Origin of the sequence: Pedobacter frigidisoli, assembly GCF_004331675.1 — a bacterium.
Taxonomy (GTDB): Bacteria; Bacteroidota; Bacteroidia; order Sphingobacteriales; family Sphingobacteriaceae; genus Pedobacter; species Pedobacter frigidisoli.
The window spans coordinates 45,748-69,875 of record NZ_SJSN01000001.1 but is presented as its reverse complement, the minus strand read 5'-3'; the positions used below and the strand labels follow the sequence as shown (position 1 = coordinate 69,875).

General features: G+C 39.2%; 10 protein-coding genes. 8 read left to right on the top strand and 2 right to left on the bottom strand.

What is annotated here, in order from left to right:
• The first annotated feature begins 108 nt into the window (after positions 1 to 108).
• From EZ449_RS00200 to EZ449_RS00185, 4 genes are all read left to right on the top strand, one after another.
• Positions 109 to 14,409 carry an Ig-like domain-containing protein gene (locus tag EZ449_RS00200; RefSeq protein WP_131555947.1) on the top strand — a complete coding sequence of 4,767 codons (14,301 nt, stop codon included), beginning with the start codon at positions 109 to 111 and terminating at the stop codon, positions 14,407 to 14,409.
• 41 nt (positions 14,410 to 14,450) lie between these two features.
• Positions 14,451 to 15,452, top strand: a complete 1,002-nt coding sequence (locus EZ449_RS00195; RefSeq protein ID WP_131555946.1) for a PorP/SprF family type IX secretion system membrane protein — start codon at positions 14,451 to 14,453, stop codon at positions 15,450 to 15,452.
• 8 nt (positions 15,453 to 15,460) lie between these two features.
• Positions 15,461 to 17,461, top strand: a complete 2,001-nt coding sequence (locus EZ449_RS00190; protein WP_131555945.1) for an OmpA family protein — start codon at positions 15,461 to 15,463, stop codon at positions 17,459 to 17,461.
• Between the two features lie 114 nt (positions 17,462 to 17,575).
• Positions 17,576 to 20,374 (top strand): lantibiotic dehydratase, encoded by a 2,799-nt coding sequence (locus EZ449_RS00185; RefSeq protein ID WP_165499662.1) that lies wholly within the window; start codon positions 17,576 to 17,578, stop codon positions 20,372 to 20,374.
• Here EZ449_RS00185 and EZ449_RS00180 read toward each other — a convergent pair.
• Positions 20,371 to 21,489: a sensor histidine kinase gene (locus EZ449_RS00180; RefSeq protein WP_131555943.1), complete on the bottom strand. Its 1,119-nt coding sequence runs from the start codon at positions 21,487 to 21,489 to the stop codon at positions 20,371 to 20,373. The two genes, EZ449_RS00185 and EZ449_RS00180, sit on opposite strands and share 4 nt — an antisense overlap.
• Before the next feature lie 150 nt (positions 21,490 to 21,639).
• Between EZ449_RS00180 and EZ449_RS22550 the strand changes: the two genes are divergently transcribed.
• On the top strand, positions 21,640 to 21,780 hold the full coding sequence (locus EZ449_RS22550) for a hypothetical protein (RefSeq protein ID WP_165499661.1): 141 nt from the start codon (positions 21,640 to 21,642) through the stop codon (positions 21,778 to 21,780).
• Positions 21,781 to 21,790: 10 nt separating this feature from the next.
• Complete coding sequence (locus EZ449_RS22545) at positions 21,791 to 21,931, top strand: hypothetical protein (RefSeq protein WP_165499660.1); 141 nt, start codon at positions 21,791 to 21,793, stop codon at positions 21,929 to 21,931.
• Here EZ449_RS22545 and EZ449_RS00175 read toward each other — a convergent pair whose 3' ends face one another.
• Positions 21,932 to 22,675 carry a LytR/AlgR family response regulator transcription factor gene (locus tag EZ449_RS00175; RefSeq protein WP_131555942.1) on the bottom strand — a complete coding sequence of 248 codons (744 nt, stop codon included), beginning with the start codon at positions 22,673 to 22,675 and terminating at the stop codon, positions 21,932 to 21,934.
• Between the two features lie 393 nt (positions 22,676 to 23,068).
• On the opposite strand from EZ449_RS00175, the gene EZ449_RS00170 reads away from it, so the two are divergent.
• Both EZ449_RS00170 and EZ449_RS00165 read left to right on the top strand, forming a co-directional pair.
• On the top strand, positions 23,069 to 23,443 hold the full coding sequence (locus tag EZ449_RS00170) for a hypothetical protein (protein WP_131555941.1): 375 nt from the start codon (positions 23,069 to 23,071) through the stop codon (positions 23,441 to 23,443).
• A gap of 21 nt (positions 23,444 to 23,464) precedes the next feature.
• On the top strand, positions 23,465 to 23,959 hold the full coding sequence (locus tag EZ449_RS00165; RefSeq protein ID WP_131555940.1) for a type I restriction enzyme HsdR N-terminal domain-containing protein: 495 nt from the start codon (positions 23,465 to 23,467) through the stop codon (positions 23,957 to 23,959).
• Positions 23,960 to 24,128: the final 169 nt, after the last annotated feature.

Genomic DNA, 24,128 nt, shown 5'->3' with positions numbered 1-24,128 from the left:
AAGATAGGTGATCAATCTAAATATAGATTTGTCATAATTATATAATGCCTTGCCTAGGTAGTTAGAAAGCGCATTGATATTTGTAAGTCACCCTAAATTACGCCTGACATGATGAAAACTTTTACTTCTCGTTCCTTAAAAGGAATAGCTTGCAATGCTTCTGTATTTGCAATCATCATTCTATTAACGCTCTTTTATTCTAATTCGTATGCACAAACCAAAGTTTTTGCAAATACGGTTACAGAAATTAAGCCATTTTCATTCAGCCCATCGCATGTTGATAATATTGACAACGCAGTGAGCACTAGTGATGCAAATTTTGCTACTCTTAACTCTTACGGTGGTGCAGCATTAGGCCTAGGAGCTTATTCAGGTGGAATTACCTTGAAGTTTCCTAATAGCATACCTGCAAACAAAACAACATACATCAGAATTGATTTTGATCAATCTGCACTGAACGGATTATTGGGTGGAACGTTAGGAGGCTTAGTGGCAGACATTGTTGGCGGTTTGGTTATTGGTAATCACAATTTTGAGGTTGGTGCCCAAAGACCCGCAGGTACCACAATTTTGAGTAGATCGAGTGCACAAGGCTTTGATAACAATTCGAGTATTAAAATAGTAAAAGATAAAAACGGTTACACTTATATCGCAATCACTCCAAATGAGATTTACGATAAGGTTTATATTATTGATAGAACAACAGGGCTTTTATTGACCACAACTGGAAAAACCAATGTTTATTACGCTTACACGATTGATGGTAATGATAACTGCGATGCTAATGTTTACGCCAATTATGATGAACAAGGAATCTCTTTAGATGCATTAAACTTGGCTGGAGCCGAGAATTTTGAGTTTCAAAAGGTTATCGATAATGATAAAAATACTTTCTATAGTTTAAGTACTGGCGTTGTGGGTGTTGCTGCCTCTAAGAGTATCAACGTTTATTTCCCTACGCTTTCTAACACTACAGATAATTTCAATTTACGTTTAAGAACGTCACCAGCATTGGTTAACCTAAAGCTGTTTGATAATTTGATGGTAACGGCATATAATGGAACAACTCCAGTTTACAGTGCTGCTGCCTCAAGCTTATTAGGTTTAGATTTATTAGGGCTACTCAACAATGGTCAAGTTGTTACCGTTCCTTTTGCACCAGGTGTTGCTTTCGATCGCGTAACCATTAGTTTATCTACGTTGGTGAGTGCGAACGTTACCCAATATGTAGAGATTTATGATATCAGTAGAAGTCCTGCATTTCCAACATTTACGTTACCTATTTCCAACACAGTAAATGCATGTTACAATACCAGCGCAAATTTACAGGCCACAACTGCGGCAGGTAATCAACTGGTATGGTATGATGTTGCAGATGGAGGAACAGCCCTTGCAACTGTAGCTTATAATGCAGGTTTTCCAACACCATTATTAACCGCAAATAAAACTTATTACGTATCCGCGAAACGTGCTGATTGTACATTAGAATCGGTAAGAGTTCCCGTAAATGTTGTGGTTAATCCTCAAATCATATTCAATGGCGCTACCCTTGGCAATGCAACTCCAGGTTTTGCCTATAGTAAACAATTGGATGTTGCAACAGGTGGAACAGCAGGTTACACTTACGCTTTGGCCGCTGGAAGTACATTGCCAACAGGTTTGGTACTTTCATCTACAGGATCAATTACGGGTACTGCAACAATTCCAAATACCTATAATTTTTCTGTTGTAGCTACCGATACCAAAAATTGTACAGCTACTGCAGCTTATACCTTAACGGTTACACCAGCATTGGCATTAACGCCTGGTGCATTACCTGATGGTATAACAGGAACACTTTATCCAACTCGAACTATTCCAGCCGCAACCGGTGGAACTGGGCCATATACTTACACTGCAACAGGTGTTCCTGCTGGATTGACTTTTAACCCAACGACTAGAGAAATTACAGGAACACCAACCGTTCCGGGAGTTTACACGATTCCAGTAACCGTTGTAGATGCAAATGGAAATACCGTTACTTCAAACTATACGGTTAAAATTACTGATCCTTTCCTGCTTCCGCCAGCAACCTTGGCTAGCGGCGTAACAGGAACAGTTTATACCACTCAAATTATTCCATCGGCAACGGGCGGAACAACTCCATATACTTATACTGCAACAGGACTTCCTCCAGGTTTAGTTTTTAACGAAACAACGAGAGAAATTACAGGGACGCCAACCGCGGTAGGAACTTTTGTTGTTCCGGTTACGGCTAAAGATGGAGACAACAGAACGGTAACGACTAATTATTCAATTACCATAACCGATCCTTTAGTTTTACCAGCTGCAAACTTGCCCGATGGAAATGAGGGTGCTGTTTATGCAACCCAAATCTTACCCGCAGCAACTGGTGGTGTTGGTCCATACACTTATGTAGGCAGTAGTCTTCCTGCAGGATTATCATTCAATCCGTTAACGAGAGAAATTACAGGAACACCAACGCAAGCTGGAAACTATTCGATAGGCGTTACAGTAACTGATAGTCAGAACAAAACCGCGAGTAACACTTACGCAATAAAAGTAATTGGAACATTAACTTTACCAACCAGAACTTTGCCAGATGGGGTTGTCGGTACATCTTATTTACCTCAAACTTTGCCTGCTGTAACAGGCGGAACTGCTCCCTATACTTATGCTGCAACTGGTCTTCCTCCAGGATTAACTTTTGACAATACCACCCGCGAAATTTCGGGAACACCAACACAAGGTGGAACATTTACGGTTTCCTTAACCGCTACAGATGCCAACCAAAACAAAGCGACAACAGCTTACACCATTACGGTTACGGTGAATGCACCGGTAGTAGCTTCTACAACAGTTTGTTCTGGCAGTACCGCAACTTTAACAGTTAGTAATGTACAGGCTGTAACTTATAATTTATACGGAGCGACAGGAAGTTCGCCGTTGGCCACTAATACAACGGGTATTTTTGTAACGCCAATAGTTACTTCATCAACTGTGTTTTATGTTGAGGCGGTTTCTGGAACAGCAGTAAGCACGAGAACATCTGTTACGGTTTCGGTTAACCCAGCTGCAACATTAGCAACGGTTACCACAAATAATCAGGTCATCAATACTGGTCAATCAACTACCTTATCAGCTACTGCTGATGCAGGAAATACCATCACTTGGTTCGATGCCGCAACAGGTGGAACCCAAGTTGGTACTGGAAATTCATTTACAACACCATCATTAACCACTACAACAACTTATTATGTTCAAACTAACAGTGCAGCAGGTTGTCCAAGTGCAACTCGTGTGCCTGTTACAGTTACCGTAATTACTGGTGGTGGCTCAACAGCTTGTAATGCTGCGAATACTCAAAATTCTGGAATTAATGGTATTTGTTTATTATGTGGAATTACTGGGGCTGGAAATTCTACAGATGCTGATGGCAGTAACTTTACAAGAATAACACTTGCTGTAGGCGTGGGCGCAACAGGTTACCAACAATTAATCTTCCCGTCTGCAGGTGTTGCCACCGATAGTCTTCGCCTAGACCTGGCCCTGCCAAGTGGACTAGCAGATGTCGGTGTTCTAAATAATATTACGGTTAGGATCTTAAATGGTGCAAGTGTTGTTAGAACGGTTACCATCAACTCTGCATTACTAAATCTTACGCTTTTAGGTGGAAATCGTTTCACTGCAACTGTTTTAGCTGGAGGTGTTTACGATCGCGTTGAGGTGAGTTTCGGTGCGGTAGTTTCGGCACTGACAAGCTTGGATATTTATGGAGCGACAATCGTTTATCCAAACCCAACGTTAACTGCAGGTGCTCAAAGCATTTGTTCAGGAACAACAGCGACATTAACTGCTACCGCAAACGGTGGAACAACTTTAACTTGGTTTGATGCTGCAACAGGCGGTACACAAGTAGGAAGTGGCGCAAGCTTTACTACACCAGCCTTAACAACGACTACAACCTATTACATCCAGGTAAGCAAGGGAACTTGTGCAAATACAACGAGAGTTCCTGTTGTGGTAACCGTTAATCCGGCGATTATTTTTGCTGGTACAACTTTAACCAATGCAACTATTTCATCGCCTTATAGCAAGCAACTTCCAGTAGCAACAGGCGGAACCCCAGGTTATACTTATGCTTTAGCTTCGGGAAGTACTTTGCCAGCAGGTTTAACCTTATCTTCAACAGGATTGGTAAGTGGAACGCCTACTGCAACTGGGAATCCAACATTTTCAGTAGTAGCAACAGATACCAAAAACTGTAGCACAACTGCAGTATTCACCTTAGCGGTTACACCAGCTTTAGCCTTGGCTCCAGGTGCATTGCCAGATGGCGTAACTGGAACACCATATACAACGAATGGCATTCCTGCTGCTACAGGCGGAACGGGTCCTTACACTTATTCAGCAACGGGCGTTCCTCCAGGATTAACATTTAACCCAACAACGAGAGAAATTACAGGAACACCAACCCAAATTGGAAATTATACTATTCCAGTTACTGTGGTTGATGCAAATGGAAATACCATAACTTCAAACTATACCTTAAAAGTAACTGATCCATTGGTTTTACCAGCAGCAACATTGGCCAATGGAACAACAGGAACGGTTTATACTACGCAAATTATTCCATCTGCAACTGGTGGAACAACTCCATATACTTATTCTGCAACAGGTCTTCCGGCAGGATTAAGTTTTAATATAACCACAAGAGAAATTACGGGTACACCAACACAATCTGGAACATTTACATTCCCGGTGACGGTTGTGGATGATGCTGGAAAAACAGCGACTACTAATTATACCATTACGGTTATAGATCCATTGACATTGCCAGGTGCTAGTTTGCCAGATGGAACAGAAGCAACGGTTTATGCTACGCAAACTTTGCCATCGGCAGTTGGTGGTGTTGGTCCGTACACTTATGTAGCCAGTAATCTTCCAGCAGGATTAAATTTTGATCCCATTACGAGAGAATTATCTGGTACGCCAACACAAGCTGGTAATTATTCAATAGGCATTACGGCAACCGATAGTCAAAATAGAACGGCAAGTAATACTTACGCGATTAAAATTATCGGTGTGTTATCATTGCCAGGCGCAACTTTACCAGATGGTATTGTAGGAACATCGTATCCAACACAAACCTTGCCAGCAGTTACTGGTGGGACTTCACCATATACTTATGTTGCAACTAATCTTCCTCCTGGATTAAGTTTTAATACAACTACAAGGGAAATAACAGGAACCCCAACTTTGGGTGGAACTTTTATTATTTCCTTAACGGCAACAGACGCCAACCAAAATAAAGCAACTACCGCCTATAGTTTAACGGTTACGGTTAATCCTCCAGTTGTAGCTTCTGCTACGGTTTGTTCTGGAAGTGCCGCAACTTTAAGTGTAAGCAATTTGCAAGCTGGTGTAACCTATAATTGGTATGCATCTACTGGAAGTACACCATTGGCCACCAATAATACTGGGGTTTTTGTAACTCCAGCAGTAAGCGCTCAAACTATATTTTATGTGGAGGCGATTTCTGGAACAGCAGTAAGTTCTAGAACTGCTGTTACGGTGTCGGTAAATCCTCCAGCTAATTTAGCAACGGTAACCACGAATAATCAGGTGATCAATGCCGGACAATCGACTACTTTATCAGCCACTGCTGATGCAGGAAATACCATTTCTTGGTACACTACACCAGCAGGTGGAGCTTCAGTTGCTACTGGCGGATCATTTACAACCCCAGCATTATCAACTACAACTACTTATTATGTAGAAACCACTACTGCTGCAGGTTGTGCAAGTGCAACTCGAGTTCCAGTTATTGTAACGGTGATTAATGGCGGTGGCGGTACGGCTTGTAACGCTGCAAATAGCCAAAACACGAGTATCACAGGAATTTGCCTATTGTGTCAGATTGCAGGCGCTGGCAACTCAACCGATGCAGATGCTAACAACTTTACCAGAATTTCATTAGCGGTTGGTGTGGGGTCAACAGGAATTCAACAATTAATTTTCCCATCGGTTGGCGCTGCAACAGATAGCATTCGCTTAGATTTAGCGTTGCCGGGTGGACTATTAGACTTAACCGCATTAGGAAATGTAACAGTTAGAGTAATGAACGGAACTGCTACAGTAAGAACAGTTCAATTAAACTCATCATTATTAAATCTTCAACTTTTATCGGGTAATCGTTTTCTTGCAACCGTTTTAGCGGGCGGTGCTTACGATAGGGTTCAAGTGAGCTTCGGCGCATTGGCTACCGTGTTAACCAGTTTAGACATTTATGGTGCAACGGTTATCTATCCTGATCCAACGGTAACAGCTGGAAACCAAACCATCTGCTCTGGCAGCACGGCAACCCTAACAGCAACTGCAAACGGTGGAACAACTTTAGCTTGGTTTGATGCCGCAACGGGTGGAACACAATTGGCCACTGGTGCAACTTTTACAACACCAGCATTAACAGCTACCACCACTTATTATATTCAAGTAAGTAAAGGAACTTGCGCTAATACCACAAGAGTCCCTGTAATCGTAACGGTTACTCCAGCACTTCCTGCTCCAGTATTGGCAACAATTGCTAGTGTTTGTTCAGGGTCTTCAGCTACTATCTCGATTGCAAATCCAGATGCTGCTGTAACTTACAAATGGTACGATGCAGCGGCAAACGGAACATTGGTATTTACAGGATCGGTATTTGCAACTCCAGCATTAACCGCCAACACTACTTACTACGTAGAGGCGGTACAAGGAAATTGTGTAAGTGCAACACGTACTGCTGCTGCGGTAACGGTGAATCCTCGTCCAGCTTTACCAGTAGTTACGGCAAATACTTCTACCATTAGCGCCGGACAAACAGCTATCATTACTGCTACTTCGGCTGATGCAACAAATACTTTCAATTGGTACAACTCGCCATCAGCGATTACACCAATTTATTCAGGATCGACTTATGTAACTCCTCCACTAACAGTTACCACTACTTATTATGTTGAGGCGGTTTCTACAAATGGATGTTCCTCAGCAAGTCGTGTTCAAATCACAATAACAGTTGATGGTAACGGATCTCCAAACCCTGTTCCTTGTGAGGCGGCATCAACCCAAACAGGTGGTGTAACCGGCGTGGCTTTATTGGCGGGTTTATTTAATCCAACTTTAGCAATCGATAATGATACGCAAACCGCTTCTTCACTCGTAATGCCAGTTGGTGCTTTAAACGCCTCGGTTTTCCAAAGGGTAGGATTTGGTTCTTTATCTAAAGTGGGAGATACGGTACGTGTCTTGGTATCAACTCCAGGAAAATTATTATCATTAGCCTTATTGGGAAATGCCTCTGTAACCACCTACGTTGGAACAAGCAGCAATGGCGATGCTAGATTCTTAAATAATAGTTTATTAAATGTTCAATTATTAAGTGGCAATACGCAAGCCTTAATCACCTTTGTTCCAACGAGCGTATTCGATGGGGTAGAAGTGAGGATAAACTCTGGTGTATTGGGTGCACTTACTTCAATAGATTTCAATTACGCTCAACGGATTCTGGTTGCGCCAACCGTAGCTTCATCGAATGTTAGTGCTTGTGTGGGTTCAACTGCTCAATTAGAAGTGAGCAATCCATCATCAGCCTTAACATATAGATGGTACGATTCGGCTGGTAATTATCTTTCAGGAAAAGATGGCGTAATCTTTACTACTCCTGTTTTAACTGGCGATACTAAATTCTTTGTAGCCGCAGTTTCTGCTACAGGTTGTGTGAGTTATAAAACAGTGGTAAATGTAACTACGAGTCCAGCTCCAGTTGCACCAACATTACTTTCTGCGGCAGTTAATACTTGTCCGAATACTTCGGTAACGCTGCAGGTAAGCAATCCAATTGTTGGTTCTACTTACAATTGGTACGATACAGCAACATCAACCAGTATATTATTCAGTGGAACTACTTTTACTACGCCATTGATTACAGCAAACAGAAGTTACTTTGTTGCTGCGGTTAATGCCTGCGGAACATTATCAAGCAGAACTGAAGCGACAATTACCTTAGGAACCATTGATATTCCAGTAATTACGCCGCCGTCTATTACCATTACCCAAGGTTCGGTTGCTGTATTAAAAGCAACTTCGAGCACTGCTGGCTCGACCATTAATTGGTACGATGCTGCAACTGGTGGAAACTTGCTATTCACAGGCGAAACATTTGTAACCCCGCAACTTAGCGCAACAACAACTTATTATGTTGAAGCAAACGTAGCTGGAGGTTGTACCGCAACAAGTAGGGCGAGTGTAACAGTAACTGTTATTCCAAACGGCGGACCAATAACTACACCATGTGGAACGGCAACATCAACTGTTGCGAGTGGTGTTAACGGTATTGCGATTGGCGCAGCGGTTGTTAATCCAACATTTGCAGTTGATAATAATATCAATACAGGTTCTAGCTTAGTGATCCCTGTCGGATTATTAGGTGCTTCGGTTTATCACCAAGTTGGTTTCCCTGCATTATCTAATGTTGGCGATACCTTAAGGTTGAAAATCACCGTTCCGGCCCAGTTATTATCAGTAGCACTATTGCAAAACTTAACGGTAACTACTTTCCAAGGAGCAAGTAGCAATAATGATGGTGTTTCGGTATCGAATCCATTAATCACCTTAAGGTTATTAACTGGAGGAAGCACAGCAATTTTAACTTACGTACCAACAAGTAGGTTTGATGGGGTAGAGTTAAGATTAGGGTCGGGCATTCTTGGTGCATTAACTTCGATCAATTTTGATTATGCACAAAGAACAATTACAGCACCAACGGTGGCATCAGCAACAGCTAGTGCTTGCCAAGGTTCATCAGCTACGCTGAATGTATCAAATCCTCAAGCTGGAATTATTTATAAATGGTATTTAGGAACTACTTATCAAGCAGGAAAAGATGGTGCAACTTTCGTAACTGACCCAGCTTTAACTGCCGGAACTTATGTTTATTCAGTAACGGCTACCGCTACTGCAACAGGTTGCGAAAGTCCAAAAACCGAAGTAACGGTAACGATCTTGCCTCCACCGGCAGCTCCAATTCCTAGCACAACGAATCCAGCTACAACTTGTATCAACACGCCAGCAACTTTAAGTGTTCAGGCTGTTGCAGGTATAACTTATAACTGGTACGATGCTGCTACAAATGGAAATATGTTGGTTAACAATAACAGCAGCTTTACTACTTCAGCATCGCTTGCAGCAGGAACATACGATTACTACGTTGAGGCTGTAAATGGAAATAGCTGCGCCAATCCGACACGAACTAAAGTTTCAATTACTGTAAATCCATCTGCTATTGCTTCGGATATTACAGTTTCTGGAAATAGTACATTATGTGCATCGGGTACAACAACGCTTACGGCTACAAGTGCGACAGTAACTAATCCAATATTTACTTGGTACACAGATGCTGCCTTAACCAATGTAGCTTTTGTTGGCTCGGTATTTAATACGCCAGCTATTGCAACAACTACTAAGTATTATGTTACGGTTAGTGGAACCAATAAATGTGCAAATGCTGCCGGAAATTCGAAAGAAGTAACGATAACAGTTAATCCTATAGCGGTTGCTACAGATATTAATTTAGCTGGAACAAGCACGGTTTGTGGAGGTTCATCGGTTACGATATCCGCATCAAGTACAACGGTAACTAATCCAATATTTACTTGGTATAGCAATGCCAATTTATCAACCCCAGTATTTACGGGTGCGGTATTCGTTACACCAACCTTAACCGCAACAACCACTTATTATGTAACGGTTAAAGGCGATAACAAATGTGAAAATTCGGCTGCAACTGCAAAATCAATCACGATTACGGTTAACCCAGCAGCAACTGATGCCGATATTACAGCTAGTGGGACTACAGTTTGTAAAGGTTCAACGGCAGCGTTATCTGCAGCAACAACAACTGTAGTTAACCCAATATTTACTTGGTATAGCAATGCTGCATTAACCACGGTTGCTCATGTTGGCGCTAATTTTACAACGCCAGCGCTTTCTGTAACGACCACTTATTATGTAACTGTTAAGGGTGATAATAAATGCGAAAACTCAGCTGCAAATGCGAAAGTTGTAACCGTAACGGTTAACGAGTTTGCAACAGCTGCAGATATTACAGTGAGCAATGCACAGATTTGTGCAGGAAGTTCTGTGATATTAATGGCATCGAGCACAACAGTTACGCAACCGGTATTTACTTGGTATAGCGATGCATCATTAACCACTGCTGTATTTACCGGACCATCATTCACGGTAACGGGCTTAACGTCAACCACTACTTATTATGTTACTGTAAAGGGCACTAATAAATGTGAAAATGCTGCTGCAGATGCTAAGGTTGTAACTGTTATTGTGAATCCATTAGCCACAACTACTGATATTATTGTAAATGGAAGTACAGTTGCCTGCTCAGGATCTTCGGCGACTTTAACCGCTTCATCTACAACAGTAACTAGTCCAATATTTACTTGGTATAGTGACGCTGCCTTAACGAACGTAAGTTTTGTTGGCGCAATTTTTACCACACCAGCCTTAACCAGCACAACCACTTATTATGTTACTGTGAAAGGAACTAATAAATGTGAAAATGCACCTGGAACAGGAAAACAAGTTACCATTACGGTAAGTCCGGTTGCTGTTGCTGCAGATATTGCTGCTGCTGACGCGACAATTTGTTCTGGTTCTACGGCTACACTTGCTGCCAGTTCAACAACCGTAACTAATCCAGTATTTAGTTGGTATAACGATGCCAACTTAACATCGGTTGCTTTTGTGGGTGCATCTTTCACCACACCAATACTAACAGCCACTAAAGCTTACTACGTAACGGTTAAGGGCGATAACAAATGTGAGAATTCTGCTTCAACAGCTAAGGTGGTTACAGTTAATGTAAACACAGGCGCAACCGCTGCAGACATTACCTTATCTACTCCAGCAATAGTATGTGGTTCTGGAACAGCAGTAATCAACGCCAGTTCTACAACGGTAACCAACCCAATATTTACTTGGTACAACGATGCCTCACTTACAAGTGTTGCATTTACTGGACCAATTTTCACTACGCCAACCTTAACAAACACGACTACTTATTATTTAACGGTTAAAGGCTCAAATAGATGTGAAAACACAGCTGCAACTGCAAAAGCAGTAACCATTACGGTTAATCCGATTGCAATTGCGAGTGATATCATCGTAAATGGTTCAACAAATATTTGTGGAGGATCGGCAACTGTATTAACAGCAACCTCTACCACAGTTACCAGTCCAGTTTTCACTTGGTATAGTGATGCAGCTTTAACCAACTCAGTTTTTGTAGGATCGGTATTTACAACGCCAACCTTAACTGCAAATGCAACCTATTATGTGACTGTAAAAGGCGCAAATAAATGTGAGAATACTGCCTCAACTGCCAAATCGGTAAGTATTGTGGTTAATACAGTAGCAAGCTCAACAGATGTTGCCGCTTCCGATGCAACGATTTGCGCCGGATCTACAGCTAGCTTAGTGGCCACAACTATAACGGTAACTAACCCAATATTCAGTTGGTACAGTGATGCTGCCTTGTCTACGAAAGTATTTACCGGAGCAACATTTGTAACACCAGCCCTAACTGCGACTACTAAATATTACCTAACCGTTAAGGGAGATAATAGGTGCGAAAGTTCTGCCTCAACAGCTAAAGTGGTTACGGTTAACGTAAACGCAGGTGCAACTGCAGCAGATATCACTTTATCTACTCCAGCAATAGTATGTGGTTCTGGAACATCAGTAATCAACGCCAATTCTACAACCGTAACCAACCCAATATTTACTTGGTACAATGATGCCTCATTAACAAGCGTGGCATTTACTGGACCAATATTCACTACGCCAAACTTAACTGCTACGACTACTTATTATGTAACGGTTAAAGGCTCAGATAAATGTGAAAATAATGCTGCAAATGCAAAAGCGGTAACCATTACGGTTAATCCAATTGCAATCGCAAGCGATATTATTGTAAATGGTTCAACCAATATTTGTGGAGGATCTACAGCGGTACTAACCGCAACGTCTACAACAGTTACCAGCCCAGTATTCACCTGGTATAGTGATGCAGCCTTAACCAATGCAGTTTTCGTTGGATCGGTATTTACCACACCAACCTTAACTGCAAACACCAATTATTATGTAACTGTAAAAGGCAGTAATAAATGTGAGAATACTGCCGCTACTGCCAAATCGGTAAGTATTGTGGTTAATTCAATAGCAACCTCAACAGATGTTGCCGCTTCCGATGCTAATATTTGTGCAGGATCTACTGCCAGTTTGGTAGCTTCAACAGCAACGGTAACTAACCCAATATTCAGTTGGTACAGTGATGCTGCCTTAACAACAAAAGTATTTACTGGAGCAACATTTGTAACACCAGCTTTAACCGCAACTACCAAATATTACTTAACTGTAAAAGGAGATAACAGATGCGAAAGTTCAGCAGCAAATGCTAAGGTGGTTACGGTTAATGTAAATACAGTGGCAACAGCTGCCGATATTACCTTATCTACGCCAGCAAGAATATGCGGTACCGGAACAGTGGTTATCAACGCCAGTTCTACAACAGTTATCAACCCAGTATTTACCTGGTATAACGATGCATCGTTAACAAGCGTGGCATTTACTGGATCGACTTTCACTACACCAACTTTAACCACCACTACTACTTACTATGTAACGGTTAAAGGCTCAAACAGATGTGAGAACACCGCCGCAAACGTTAAAACAGTAACGGTAATAGTTAGTCCGATTGCAGTGGCAACAGATATTTCTGTAAGTGGAGCAACATCAATTTGTTCGAATGTAGCTGCGGTATTAACAGCAAGTTCTACAACAGTTACCAATCCAATATTTACATGGTATAGCAACGCTAACTTAACAACGTCAATATTTACTGGTGCAACATTTACGACACCAGTATTAACCGCGACAACAACTTATTATGTAACGGTTAAAGGTGATAACAAATGTGAAAACTCGCCTGCAACCGCAAGAGTTGTAACGGTAACGGTTAACGCAACACCAAATAACCCAATTGTATCTAACGCAGGAACAAACATTTGTGCTGGTGATGTTACAACGTTAATTATTTCTAATGCACAATCTGGCGTTACCTACGAATGGTACAATGCTGCAACGGGTGGTAACGTGTTGTTTACCGGATCATCTTACACCACACCAATATTAACAGCAACTACCGATTATTACATTTTAGCAATTGGTGCAGGTGGCTGTAATAATAGCGGCGGTAGGGTAAAAGTTACGGTAACTGTAAATCCTAAACCAACCGTGCCAACAGTGGCATCTTCATCGGTAAGTGTTTGTACAGGAAGTACAGCAGTATTAACAGTAACAAGTCCTCAAACAGGAGTAGTTTACAATTGGTACACTACGCCAACTGGCGGAACAATTGTTGGAACAGGAACTAATTTCACAACACCTCCTGTAACAGCAAACGGAACTTATTATGTAGAAGGAACGAATGGATCTTGTACATCAGCAAGTAGAACGCCAGTAAACGTAATTGCTTTACCTGTTCCAACTGCACCAGCATCGGCAACGGCTGCAAACGGTACCATTTGCGCAGGCAGTACCACAATACTAACGGTAAATAATCCAACTACAGGTCTAATTTACAGATGGTACGCCGCAAGTTCTGGTGGCACAATGTTGGCCGAGGGTGTAACTTTTACCACGCCCGCTTTAACCACAAGCACAACATATTATGTAGAAAGTATTGCGGTGGGTGGTTGTGCTAGTCCTACGAGAACAGCAGTTGCAGTAACCGTACTTCCCGTATTGGCCAGACCAGTTGTGGTTGTTCAGGAGACTACGATAAACAGTGTAAACTTTGCTTGGAGTCCGGTTTCGGGAGCAACAGCTTACGAAGTTTCACTGGATAATGGTTCAACTTGGGTAAATCCGACTAACGGATCTACAGGAACATCATACTTGGTAATCGGCTTAAAACCTGATCAAAGTGTAACGATTATTGTTAGAGCAAGAGGACAGATTGATTGCCAAACCAGTGCAAACTCGGTTCCTGTTACAGGTAAGGCAACCAATCCTTTTGGTAACCAAATATTTATTCCGAATGCGTTTACGCCAAATAATGATGGTAAGAATGATATCTTCCTAATTTTTGGAAACACCATCGCAAGTTCGAAAATGAGCATTTACACACAATGGGGACAGTTAATCTTCCAGTCTGATAATATGGCTACGGGTTGGGATGGAACTTTTAAAGGCATCAATCAACCGATAGGGGTTTATGTGTACATGGTTGAAGTTACTTTCAGCGATGGTACAACAACGATGAGAAAAGGTACAGTAACCTTAATTAGATAACGAAGAGTGGATTAATTTATAAACAGATAAAATCAAATACCATGAAAATACTATCGGCTTTAAAAATATATGTGGCAATTGTTGGATTGATGCTTTGTTCGGCTAAATCCTTTGCACAAACCGATCCACACTTCTCTCAATATTACGCTTATCCATTATGGCTAAACCCAGCTTTAACAGGTGTAATTGATGGAGATTATCGTGCCTCGGTGAATTTTAAGCAGCAATGGAGTGCGCTAAACAGTTCGTTTTTAACTGGTGGAGCATCATTTGATTTAGCCCCCAAAAAGAACTTTGCTTTCGGCGCAACCATATTAAACCAAAGGGCTGGTGAATTGGATTTCAATTATCTCAGTGCGCTTGTATCAGGCTCTTATCGATTAAGATTTGGTTTCGAGGGTTTACAAATGATCAGCTTTGGTTTGCAAGCGGGCATTATCAACAGAAGTTTCGATTTCTCGCAAGCTAAATTTGGTAATCAGTTTAATCCAGTTACAGGTTACGACGGTGGAATGATCAGTGGCGAAACCTTAAATTCTCAATCCTCATTGGTGCCAGATGTAAATGCTGGGATTATGTTTTTCGATGGTAATCCAAACCAGAGTGTAAATGTTTTCTTAGGTGCAAGTGCAGCGCATTTAACTCGCCCAATGGATCGGTTTTCAGGAACGCAATCGAGAATACCTGTTCGATTTACCGGACACGGTGGCGCCAGAATTCGTGCTTCAGAGTTGCTGGATATTGTTCCAAATGCATTGGTGATGTATCAAGGGAATACGAATGAGATTTCAGTTGGCGCTTATGCACAGCTTAATGTTAATCAAAATTCAAATATCTTATTTGGAGGAAATTACCGTGTTAAAGATGCCGCAATTGCCTTTGTTGGTTTACAGCTTAGAAATATGGTTTTTGGATTAAGTTATGATGTAAATACCTCCAGCTTTAATCGTGCTTCCAACAGTAATGGAGGCTTAGAACTGTCTATTTCATTAATTGGTCGTAACGGAATTATTGGTCCAAACTTCTTTTGTCCACGTTTATAATTATTCACATGAAAAAAATATTACTTCTTTTATTAGTGGCATTTGGCGGTTTTGCAAACGCTCAGTATGTGGTGAATTATAAAAAAATTGCCGATACCTATTTCGAAAACAAGGACTATTACGCTGCATCAACTTTTTATAAGAAAGCGCTGAAAATTACTGGCGATAGTACACAGGCAGTATTGCCCTATGGTAAAGAAAGGAAATCGGGTACAGATGAGAAAGTAATCGAGGATTACGAGGGCTCCATCTTCAATTTAGCAGAATCTAGTAGGTTATATCGTGAATTTAACGAGGCAGAAAAATATTATGGTGTTGCCATTACCTTTACAAATACCCGTTTTAGGAAAGCGCTTTTCTATTATGCCGAATCATTAAGGGCGAACAAAAAATTCACGCAGGCGATTACTTCTTTTCAAGATTACATCAAAAAAAATCCTGGCGATATCTTCGTTAAGGATGCCGAAAAAGAGATCGAATCTTGCAAGTTTGCCATGGAGGAAATGCGTTTTCCAAGAATGGTTCAAGTGAAAAAATTACCCAGTAATGTAAACGGATTAGGTTCTAATTATGCGCCATTAAAAATTAATAACGAATTTTATTTTACCTCATCTCGCCCCATTACAATAGCTGGTAAAAAGGATATTGTTAAAACCGAGGCTGGAGAAGTTCAGGTGTCTACAAAATCCAATCCATTCATCAATAATATTTATACCACTAAAAGCGAACTTTCGGCAACAGATATCTCTGTAAAAATGATGGACATTAACTTTCCTAAAAATATGGAAGTTGCCGCAGCTAGTTTTACACCCGATGGCAATACCGCATACTTTACGGTTTGGGCAGATAAAGGAAATTATTCGATTTACAGCTCGAAAAAAACTGGCGATAAATGGACAAATCCACTGCCACTTGGTCTTGAGGTAAATAGTAAGGACTTTAACGCCTCTCAACCTTTTGTAACCAGCGATGGCAGATATTTGCTTTTCTCTTCTGATCGATCGGGTGGTTATGGCAAATTCGATATTTGGTTTTGTACACTTCGCGAAGATGGAACTTTGGGCCAACCTGTAAATTTGGGCGGATCAATTAACACTGAAGACGATGAAAGAGCGCCTTATTATAATGTTTTAACCAAAAAATTATTGTTTAGTACCGATGGAAGAATTGGACTGGGCGGCTTAGATTTCTTCGAGGCTGAAGGTGATCTAATCAACTGGACTAAGCCAAAAAACTTAGGTTTTCCGTTTAATTCATCAAAGGATGATATTTATTTTACCGCTGCGGATGAAAAAGGAACTAAGGGTTACATCAGTTCTGATCGTGAATCTTCTTGCTGTCTAGAAATTTTTGAGGTAAAAAAGGAGTTCTTTACGGTTAGCGGTATATTGTCAGATTGTAAAACAAAAAAACCTTTGCCTGATGCTAACGTAACTCTTTCTAATGTGGAGGGAGAACAAAAAATGACCACAGTTTTAGATGGAAAATACGAATTTAAGGTAGATTCGAAACGCCCGATTAAACTTACGTTTGCAAAAGATAATTACTTCGCCATTAGTAAGAATTATGCCTACGAAGAATTGGCAAAAGCCGATACTTTAATTTATAGAGATTATTGTTTAAGTCCGTTTAAGTTGGGTATTCCAATCGTGTTGGATAATGTTTACTATGAATTTGATAGTGCAGATTTAACCGAGCCATCTAAAAAAGTGCTCGATTTCTTAGTGCCAATTATGGAAGATAATACGGAAATGGAAATCGAACTTGGCGCACATACTGATAATGTTGGTACCGATGAATATAATTTGGTGCTCTCAAATAAAAGAGCGCAATCTTGCGTTGATTATTTGGTGAGTAAGGGTATAGCTGCTTCCAGAATGACCTCCAAAGGTTATGGCGAATCGGTTCCTGTTGCGCCAAATACCATTGGGTACGGCAAAAAGAAAAAGGATAATCCTGTAGGAAGAGCTAAAAATAGAAGAACAGAATTTAAGGTTACCAAGAAATAATATAATCTATTGTCCCGGTTGAGCCATCTTCTTTTTAAGGAGATGGCTTTTTTGCGATTAAGCGATAGGGTTTTTAAGATTAATCTTTGTAATTTTCGCCTAACATTTAAATTCATGAAGCTTAATATCCATCCAACAGTAATATTTAGAACACCTAAATTTTCGTATCATGCTGAGTTATCGGCCTGTTGGGAGGAATTGAAAGCTGCAATTGCTATATCTTCAACAGCCTTTTATGAGCATATTAAAGATGTTAATGCCGATGAAGTTCATCAGCTCCCACCAAAAATATTTTTTACCATTTGGAAATACTTCAATAGAGCAAAATTCCGGCCTACACCGTACGGCACTTTTGCCAGTTTCAGCATTCTTGCTGATGCCGTTAAACCATCGGACGAGCAAATTATAGTTGAAGAAAACCAAAAGATACGAGCATTAATCGATTGGCCATCAAAAAATAATATTCATTTTAATTTTGTAGAACTAATTGAACAAAATTGCCTTTTATTTAGCAATAGCAGTTATTATCTGGCCTTAAATAGTATCCGTTATATCGCCTGTACAAATGGATTATTCGAATTAGCCGAAATTGATAAGAATGATTTTGTACTGGCAATTTTATCAGCTTGCCTTAAACCAATTAGGGTTGTAGAGCTTGTAAAGGTTTTAGGCTTGGATGATGATGAATTGGCTAACCTATATGGATTGCTACAAGATATGCACGAACTGCAGCTTGTTTTTACCAATTTCGACCCAAATATTATTGGTGAGGATTATTTTGAGCGGATTGGTTTAAAACCTGAAGATTATCCAGCAAAATACCTTATCGCAGAAAGAACTGTAAAGTCTGGTCATGTTGATGAGCGGTTATTGCAAGCTGTTCCGGGTTTAGTAAAGTTGCTTCAGGGAACGCTACCTTTTGATAATAAGCCAGCACTTAAGCAATTTGTAGATAAGTTCACTAAAAAATTTGAGGGTAAGGAAATTCCACTTGCATTAGCTTTAGATCCCGAAATGGGCGTAGGTTATGATGAATTGGAACAAGCTGGTGGGAGTGATGATTTTATTGCTCAACTGAATATTAAAAAGGTAACTGAGAAAGCCACTAATGATTTAAAGGCATTGCTTTCCAATCAGCTCTCTACACAATATTTTAAAAGAGGAGAAACCATTCTCCTAAATAAGTTGCCATTAAAACTCAATGAAAAGCTACCCACGCTGCCAAATTCAATGAGTATGATTATGTCGGTTGTTGATGATTTAATTTTTGTAGATCAAATTGGAGGATCAACTGCCAATGCATTAGGTGGTCGATTTTCAATGGCCAATAACGAGGTAGAAGCCTATTGTAAAAGCATAGCTGAAATAGAGCAAGAAGCAAATCCTGATGTGCTGTTTTTTGATGTTGCCTATATGGTGGAAACGAACGTGGATAATATAAATCGTAGAAAATTACTCTACCAGTACCAGCTCTCTATTTTAAACTTCGATACCTCTTCAGATCCATTAACATTAAACGATATTCAAGTCTCCATTCAAGGGTCGGAAGTTGTATTGCGTTCTAAAAGGTTTAACAGGAGGATTGTTCCAAAAATGGCCTCTGCCTATAATTATACCCGATCTGATTTATCGGTTTTTAGGTTGCTCTGCGATTTGCAGCAGCAATCGTTGCAGGCAAGTTTATCCTTGTCGCTCGATAATATTTTTCCAGATTTAGATTACTACCCAAGGTTGCAATATCAAAATCTTGTTTTAAGTGCTTCGAAGTGGAAGATAAAAAAGCAAGATCTTTGTGATTTAAACAAGCAATTTATACCTATAGACCAGTGTAGGGAATACTTGCAAAAGCTCGGCGTAAGTCAATTTTTTAAAGCTGGAATTTCTGATCAAACCTTATGTTTCAACTTGGCTAATGATGTGGATTTACAAGCTTTTACGCAATTTATACAGAAACAAACCAGCATTTATTTAGAAGAGGTAATACTGCCAAATAGAAATCTAGTTGTCGATCAATATGGGAAGCCTTACCTCAGTCAATTTATTGTAAACCTATATCATCGCGATAAAATTTATCGTGGTGTTAAAGAGCCTAATGTTAAATCTGAGGTGAAAGAATTTTTTCCGCCAGGGAAAGAGTGGTTGTATTTTGAGGTTTTTTGTCACCAGCAGCGAACAGATCAAATTTTGGCAGAAGTGATTATGCCGTTCTTAAATCAGTATCAATCGGCTATCAAATTATGGTTTTTTATAAGGTATAGTGAAAATGGCAACCACATTAGGTTTAGGATTTTACTAAACGATGAAAATTATGGACAAAGGCTAACCTCCCAATTTGTTGATGAATTGGAGGTTTACCTTTCTTCAGGATTAATATCTGATATTCAGGTTAAAACCTACAAGCGAGAGTTGGAGCGCTATGGGGCAGATGCAATAGCGTTAATCGAGCAGCATTTTGCTGTCGATAGTGAATTTGTTCTTTCTTTATTTGAAACGCAGCCGAGTGATTTTGATAAATACCAGTTATGTGCAGCTTTGGCTTATAATCTTCAGGCTTCGGGTATTTTCGATCGTAAGACCTTAACCAATGCAGTTCGAATAATGGCCGATATTTTTACAAATGAGCATGATTTGGATGCTGCGGATTTTAAAAAGCTAAATGGCCAGTTTCAACTTTTTAGAAAATCAGAGTTTCAGGCTTTAAATGATCATCAACAGCAAAAATTTAATGAGTTTTCAGCTAGCTTTTCAAGTGTTTTAATCAAAAGCGAGCCAGAGAAGCTAACCAAGTTGTTTGGCGATTTAATGCACATGCACGTTAATCGCCTTTTTAGCAAAGATCAGCGAACTCATGAAATGATAATGTATTATTTTCTATCGAAAGATCTTCAGCGGCAAAATGCCATTAATTGCTAATAATTTAACTTCGACATAGGGTTAATCACCTCTACATCAATTTCGGTGATGTACCTATTCTGCGGGTCCTTGTAATACCTGAACATATACTCCTCCCCATAAAAGTTGGCAAGGCGTTTATTAATGTTCTCAATCCCAACATGATGACTTTCGGTTTGCTTGCCTTTATTGTCATTAATCATGTTTACAGTTGTAATGTTTAGATTATTCTTCTCGTAGGCGATTTTTATTTCTGCTGCTTGGGTAGAATGCGTAACATTCCCATGTTTGAATATATTTTCTACAAGGGTAAGTAAAATGAGGGGAGGAAACCTTAATCCAAATAAATCGCCTGTTATCTTCAAATCTAAATTGATGCCATTAGCCGTTCTTAACTTATGCAGGTTAATAAGGTGTTCTATTTGTTCAATCTCTTCACTCAATGGTACCATTTCCGATGCTTCTGGCCTTTTTAAGGCATAGCGCATCATCTCCGCAAGATTCATTATGGCATCGGCAGCCATAGGTGCTTTTTTACGGGCATCATTATAAATAAAATTTAAGGTATTGAATAAAAAGTGAGGATTAATTTGACTGCGCAGGTAGTTATTTTGCGACTGAACTAAATCATTTTCAAGAGCCTGTTTTTCTATTTGCGTAACAAGACTTTGACGCTCGAGTGCCTCAACTTTTTTTCTATCTTCAAACGATTTTAGAATATAAACGTAACCAGTGGAATAACCGATAATAGCTAAGGAGCGATACACACATGACAAAAGAAAATCAAAATCAGTTGCTGTTGCACCTTTTGGTTCAAAGAAGAAATTAATTTTTTCAAATATTACAAATAAAACACTGCTGCAAGCGACATAAGTTGCTATTGCTGCTAGTATTAGTAAAATAATTTTTATGATTTTTAATTTAGGTTCATTGACATTTAAGATTTTTTTAAGGACCCAAGCATAACTATAAAATAAAAAGATGTTAGTTATATAAACGATGGTGTATGCGCCAATTTGATTAAAGCGATCCTTTATTAATCCAAGTATGAAAACTTCATAAATGATGAAAATACTCCAGACAATTATGTGAAGTTTATATTTCTGATAGAAATTTTTAAGGTTAAGTGGAGACATTTTTTCTGTGTAGATCTATTGATATAGGGTTTTTATCTTCTAAAACCCATGTTTTGTGTAAAAAAATGGTAGAGTTGGTTTGGTTGGCGCACCTTTACAGCAGTTAATTGTAACAAACGAAACACATTATACATTATTTAAAAAAAAAATATGAAAACTCAAAATACTTCAAAGATCACTAAAAAAACTGTATTCGTTTACAAAAGTGTAAAGGTTCAAAGCGGTTACCAAACCAATCCTACAGGTGATCAAAGCCAAACAATTGCTACAAGTTTCATCCTAGGTTTATAAAATTTAAATTATGAAAACTCAAAGTACTTCAAGGATTACTAAAAAAACTGTATTCGTTTACAAAAGTGTAAAGGTTCAAAGCGGCTACCAAACCAACCCTACAGGTGATCAAAGCCAAACAATTGCTACCAGCTTTATCGTAGGTCTATAATTACTGACTTCTATTAGATTTCAATAAGCTACTTTGAACATAGGCGAAGAAAGCTTCTTTATAGCCTTCGCCAATTTGAATCATCTCATTATTTACAAGACGGATAATATTTCCATCTACCTTTTTAATTGCTGCTTTGGCCACAATATTCGATTTATTCACACGAATAAAGGCGTGGCTCTCTAAAGCTTTTTCAATTTCTTTGAGTGTAAGGTAGGTGGTGTGGGTTTCGCCTTTTGTAATAATCTGTATATAGTTTTGTAAGGCCTTTATGTAAAGTATTTCATCTATCGCGATGTTAGAAAATGCATACTTATGGTCTCCCTTAATATATAGTGCCGCAATCTGATCAGCTTCTTTTGATGCCGATTTAGCATTGTTTGCTTCTTTCTTTAATATCCTGTCAATTCCAAGTGCAAATTTTGCAAATGATATCGGTTTAAGTAAATATTGATCTGACTGAACATCAAATGCCTGAAGTGCATAATCTGGATGTGCAGTGGTAAAGATTAAATATTTTGCCTTTTCCCTAATGTTTTTGGCCAATTCTATGCCATTAATCCCAGGCATATCGATGTCCATGAAAAGTAAATCAATCTCATCGTCTGCGCTAATTTCGGTAAGTGCCTGCACAGGGCTAGTAAAGGTTTTAAAAATTGTTAAACCAGGCATTTCGGCTATATGGTCAGTTAGTACCTCAATAGCATGTTGCTCATCGTCTATAACAACGCATTTTAGATTCATGATTTTGTAAATATGTCTGTTTGGAATGATTTGAATGCAAGTTAAATAAAAAATGAATTGGTTTATCAAACCGCTATAAAAAAACTCGAACCCGTTTCGTCTAAAAAACTATGGGTTTCATGTAATAAACTGACTAGTTGATGTAAAAAAATTACAAACGCAATATCTTTTTGTAATCTTTAAACTGTTTGCCAAAAACAAATAATTGAAAGCATAATCTCTTTCAGTTAAACCAAAACATCTGCCTGCCCAATATTGTGTAGCCTGTAGATAAGAAAATTAAAAACAGGCCATACAACACTGGGTTTTGGGGATTTGGAAAGCGGCAAACAAACAGAAAAAGTATAAAAACTAAGAAACATCATTCTCCCAACATCTATTAAAAACATCGCCATGAAATATAACGAATACGAGTTTTTACTAAATAGCATTTACTACAGGGGAATTCTTAAAAATCAAGGTATTGATGCAGATATGTACCAAAGAATGCAAAGAGAATATAGCAATCTTAATTTGCAAACTTCGGATAACGGTAAGCTAGATAAGGAATTTGCTTTCAGAAAATCATTTCTTATTGTTCGCAATTATGTTCAGCAAGCAATTAAGGATGGTTTGAAAAGCTTTCAATTGATTATGCAAGCTGCCGATATCAATAAATTAACCTACATGGTTGCCATGTTAAATAGAAACTTTTTCGATAAGAGAAGTTTAGACCAAATTATTACAACAGCAAATACTGTTTTTACCCAGTACAATTTAAAGAACTAACTCCCTATTAAAGATATATCCATGGAACTTAAAGACGAAATCGGGCAATTTGCCGTGAGAATTAAGAAAATGCTTCCTCAAGTTCAATCTGAAGATTCAACTAGGAATGCCCTAGTAATGCCTTTTATCCAAATTTTAGGCTTTGATCCTTCTGAAGTTCAATCTGAAGCTGTACTAGATTTCGGTGTTAAAAAAAGTAAAAAAGTTGATTATACCATTATGAAAGATGGTGAGCCAACAATTTTGGTAGAATGCAAACACCATGATGATAATTTAGATATTCACGATTCTCGCCTATCTAAATATTTCCGTAAAACTAAAGCGAAATATGGTTTACTAACCAATGGTTTAGTTTATCGTTTTTATACTGAGAAAATGGTTAGATCGAAAAAAAATCAAGAGCCATTATTCGAATTCAAACTTACTGATACCAAAGCTGCAACAATTGCAAAAATGATTGAAGACCACAAAGATTATTTCAACGTGGACCACAAACACAATGCATTAGCAAGCTAGAAAAATAATAATTTTAATCTAAGAGTTCCCGAAAATTCTTACCACATTAAAGTCCTGATGAAAATCGGGATTTTTTTTTGCATTGAATTTTCATAAAAAAAGGAGAAGCTAAAAGCTTCTCCTTTTTGATAATACTTTATAAGCAATTTTCATTAAAGATTTGCTAGCG

Bases quoted from the DNA above. Each gene is read 5' to 3' on its own strand.
- EZ449_RS22545 (WP_165499660.1), top strand. From the start codon at position 21,791: ATGAAAACTCAAAGTACTTCAAGGATTACTAAAAAAACTGTATTCGTT.
- EZ449_RS00185 (WP_165499662.1), top strand. From the start codon at position 17,576: ATGAAGCTTAATATCCATCCAACAGTAATATTTAGAACACCTAAATTT.
- EZ449_RS00170 (WP_131555941.1), top strand. From the start codon at position 23,069: ATGAAATATAACGAATACGAGTTTTTACTAAATAGCATTTACTACAGG.
- EZ449_RS00195 (WP_131555946.1), top strand. From the start codon at position 14,451: ATGAAAATACTATCGGCTTTAAAAATATATGTGGCAATTGTTGGATTG.
- EZ449_RS00175 (WP_131555942.1), bottom strand. From the start codon at position 22,675: ATGAATCTAAAATGCGTTGTTATAGACGATGAGCAACATGCTATTGAG.
- EZ449_RS00180 (WP_131555943.1), bottom strand. From the start codon at position 21,489: ATGTCTCCACTTAACCTTAAAAATTTCTATCAGAAATATAAACTTCAC.
- EZ449_RS00200 (WP_131555947.1), top strand. From the start codon at position 109: ATGATGAAAACTTTTACTTCTCGTTCCTTAAAAGGAATAGCTTGCAAT.
- EZ449_RS00165 (WP_131555940.1), top strand. From the start codon at position 23,465: ATGGAACTTAAAGACGAAATCGGGCAATTTGCCGTGAGAATTAAGAAA.
- EZ449_RS00190 (WP_131555945.1), top strand. From the start codon at position 15,461: ATGAAAAAAATATTACTTCTTTTATTAGTGGCATTTGGCGGTTTTGCA.
- EZ449_RS22550 (WP_165499661.1), top strand. From the start codon at position 21,640: ATGAAAACTCAAAATACTTCAAAGATCACTAAAAAAACTGTATTCGTT.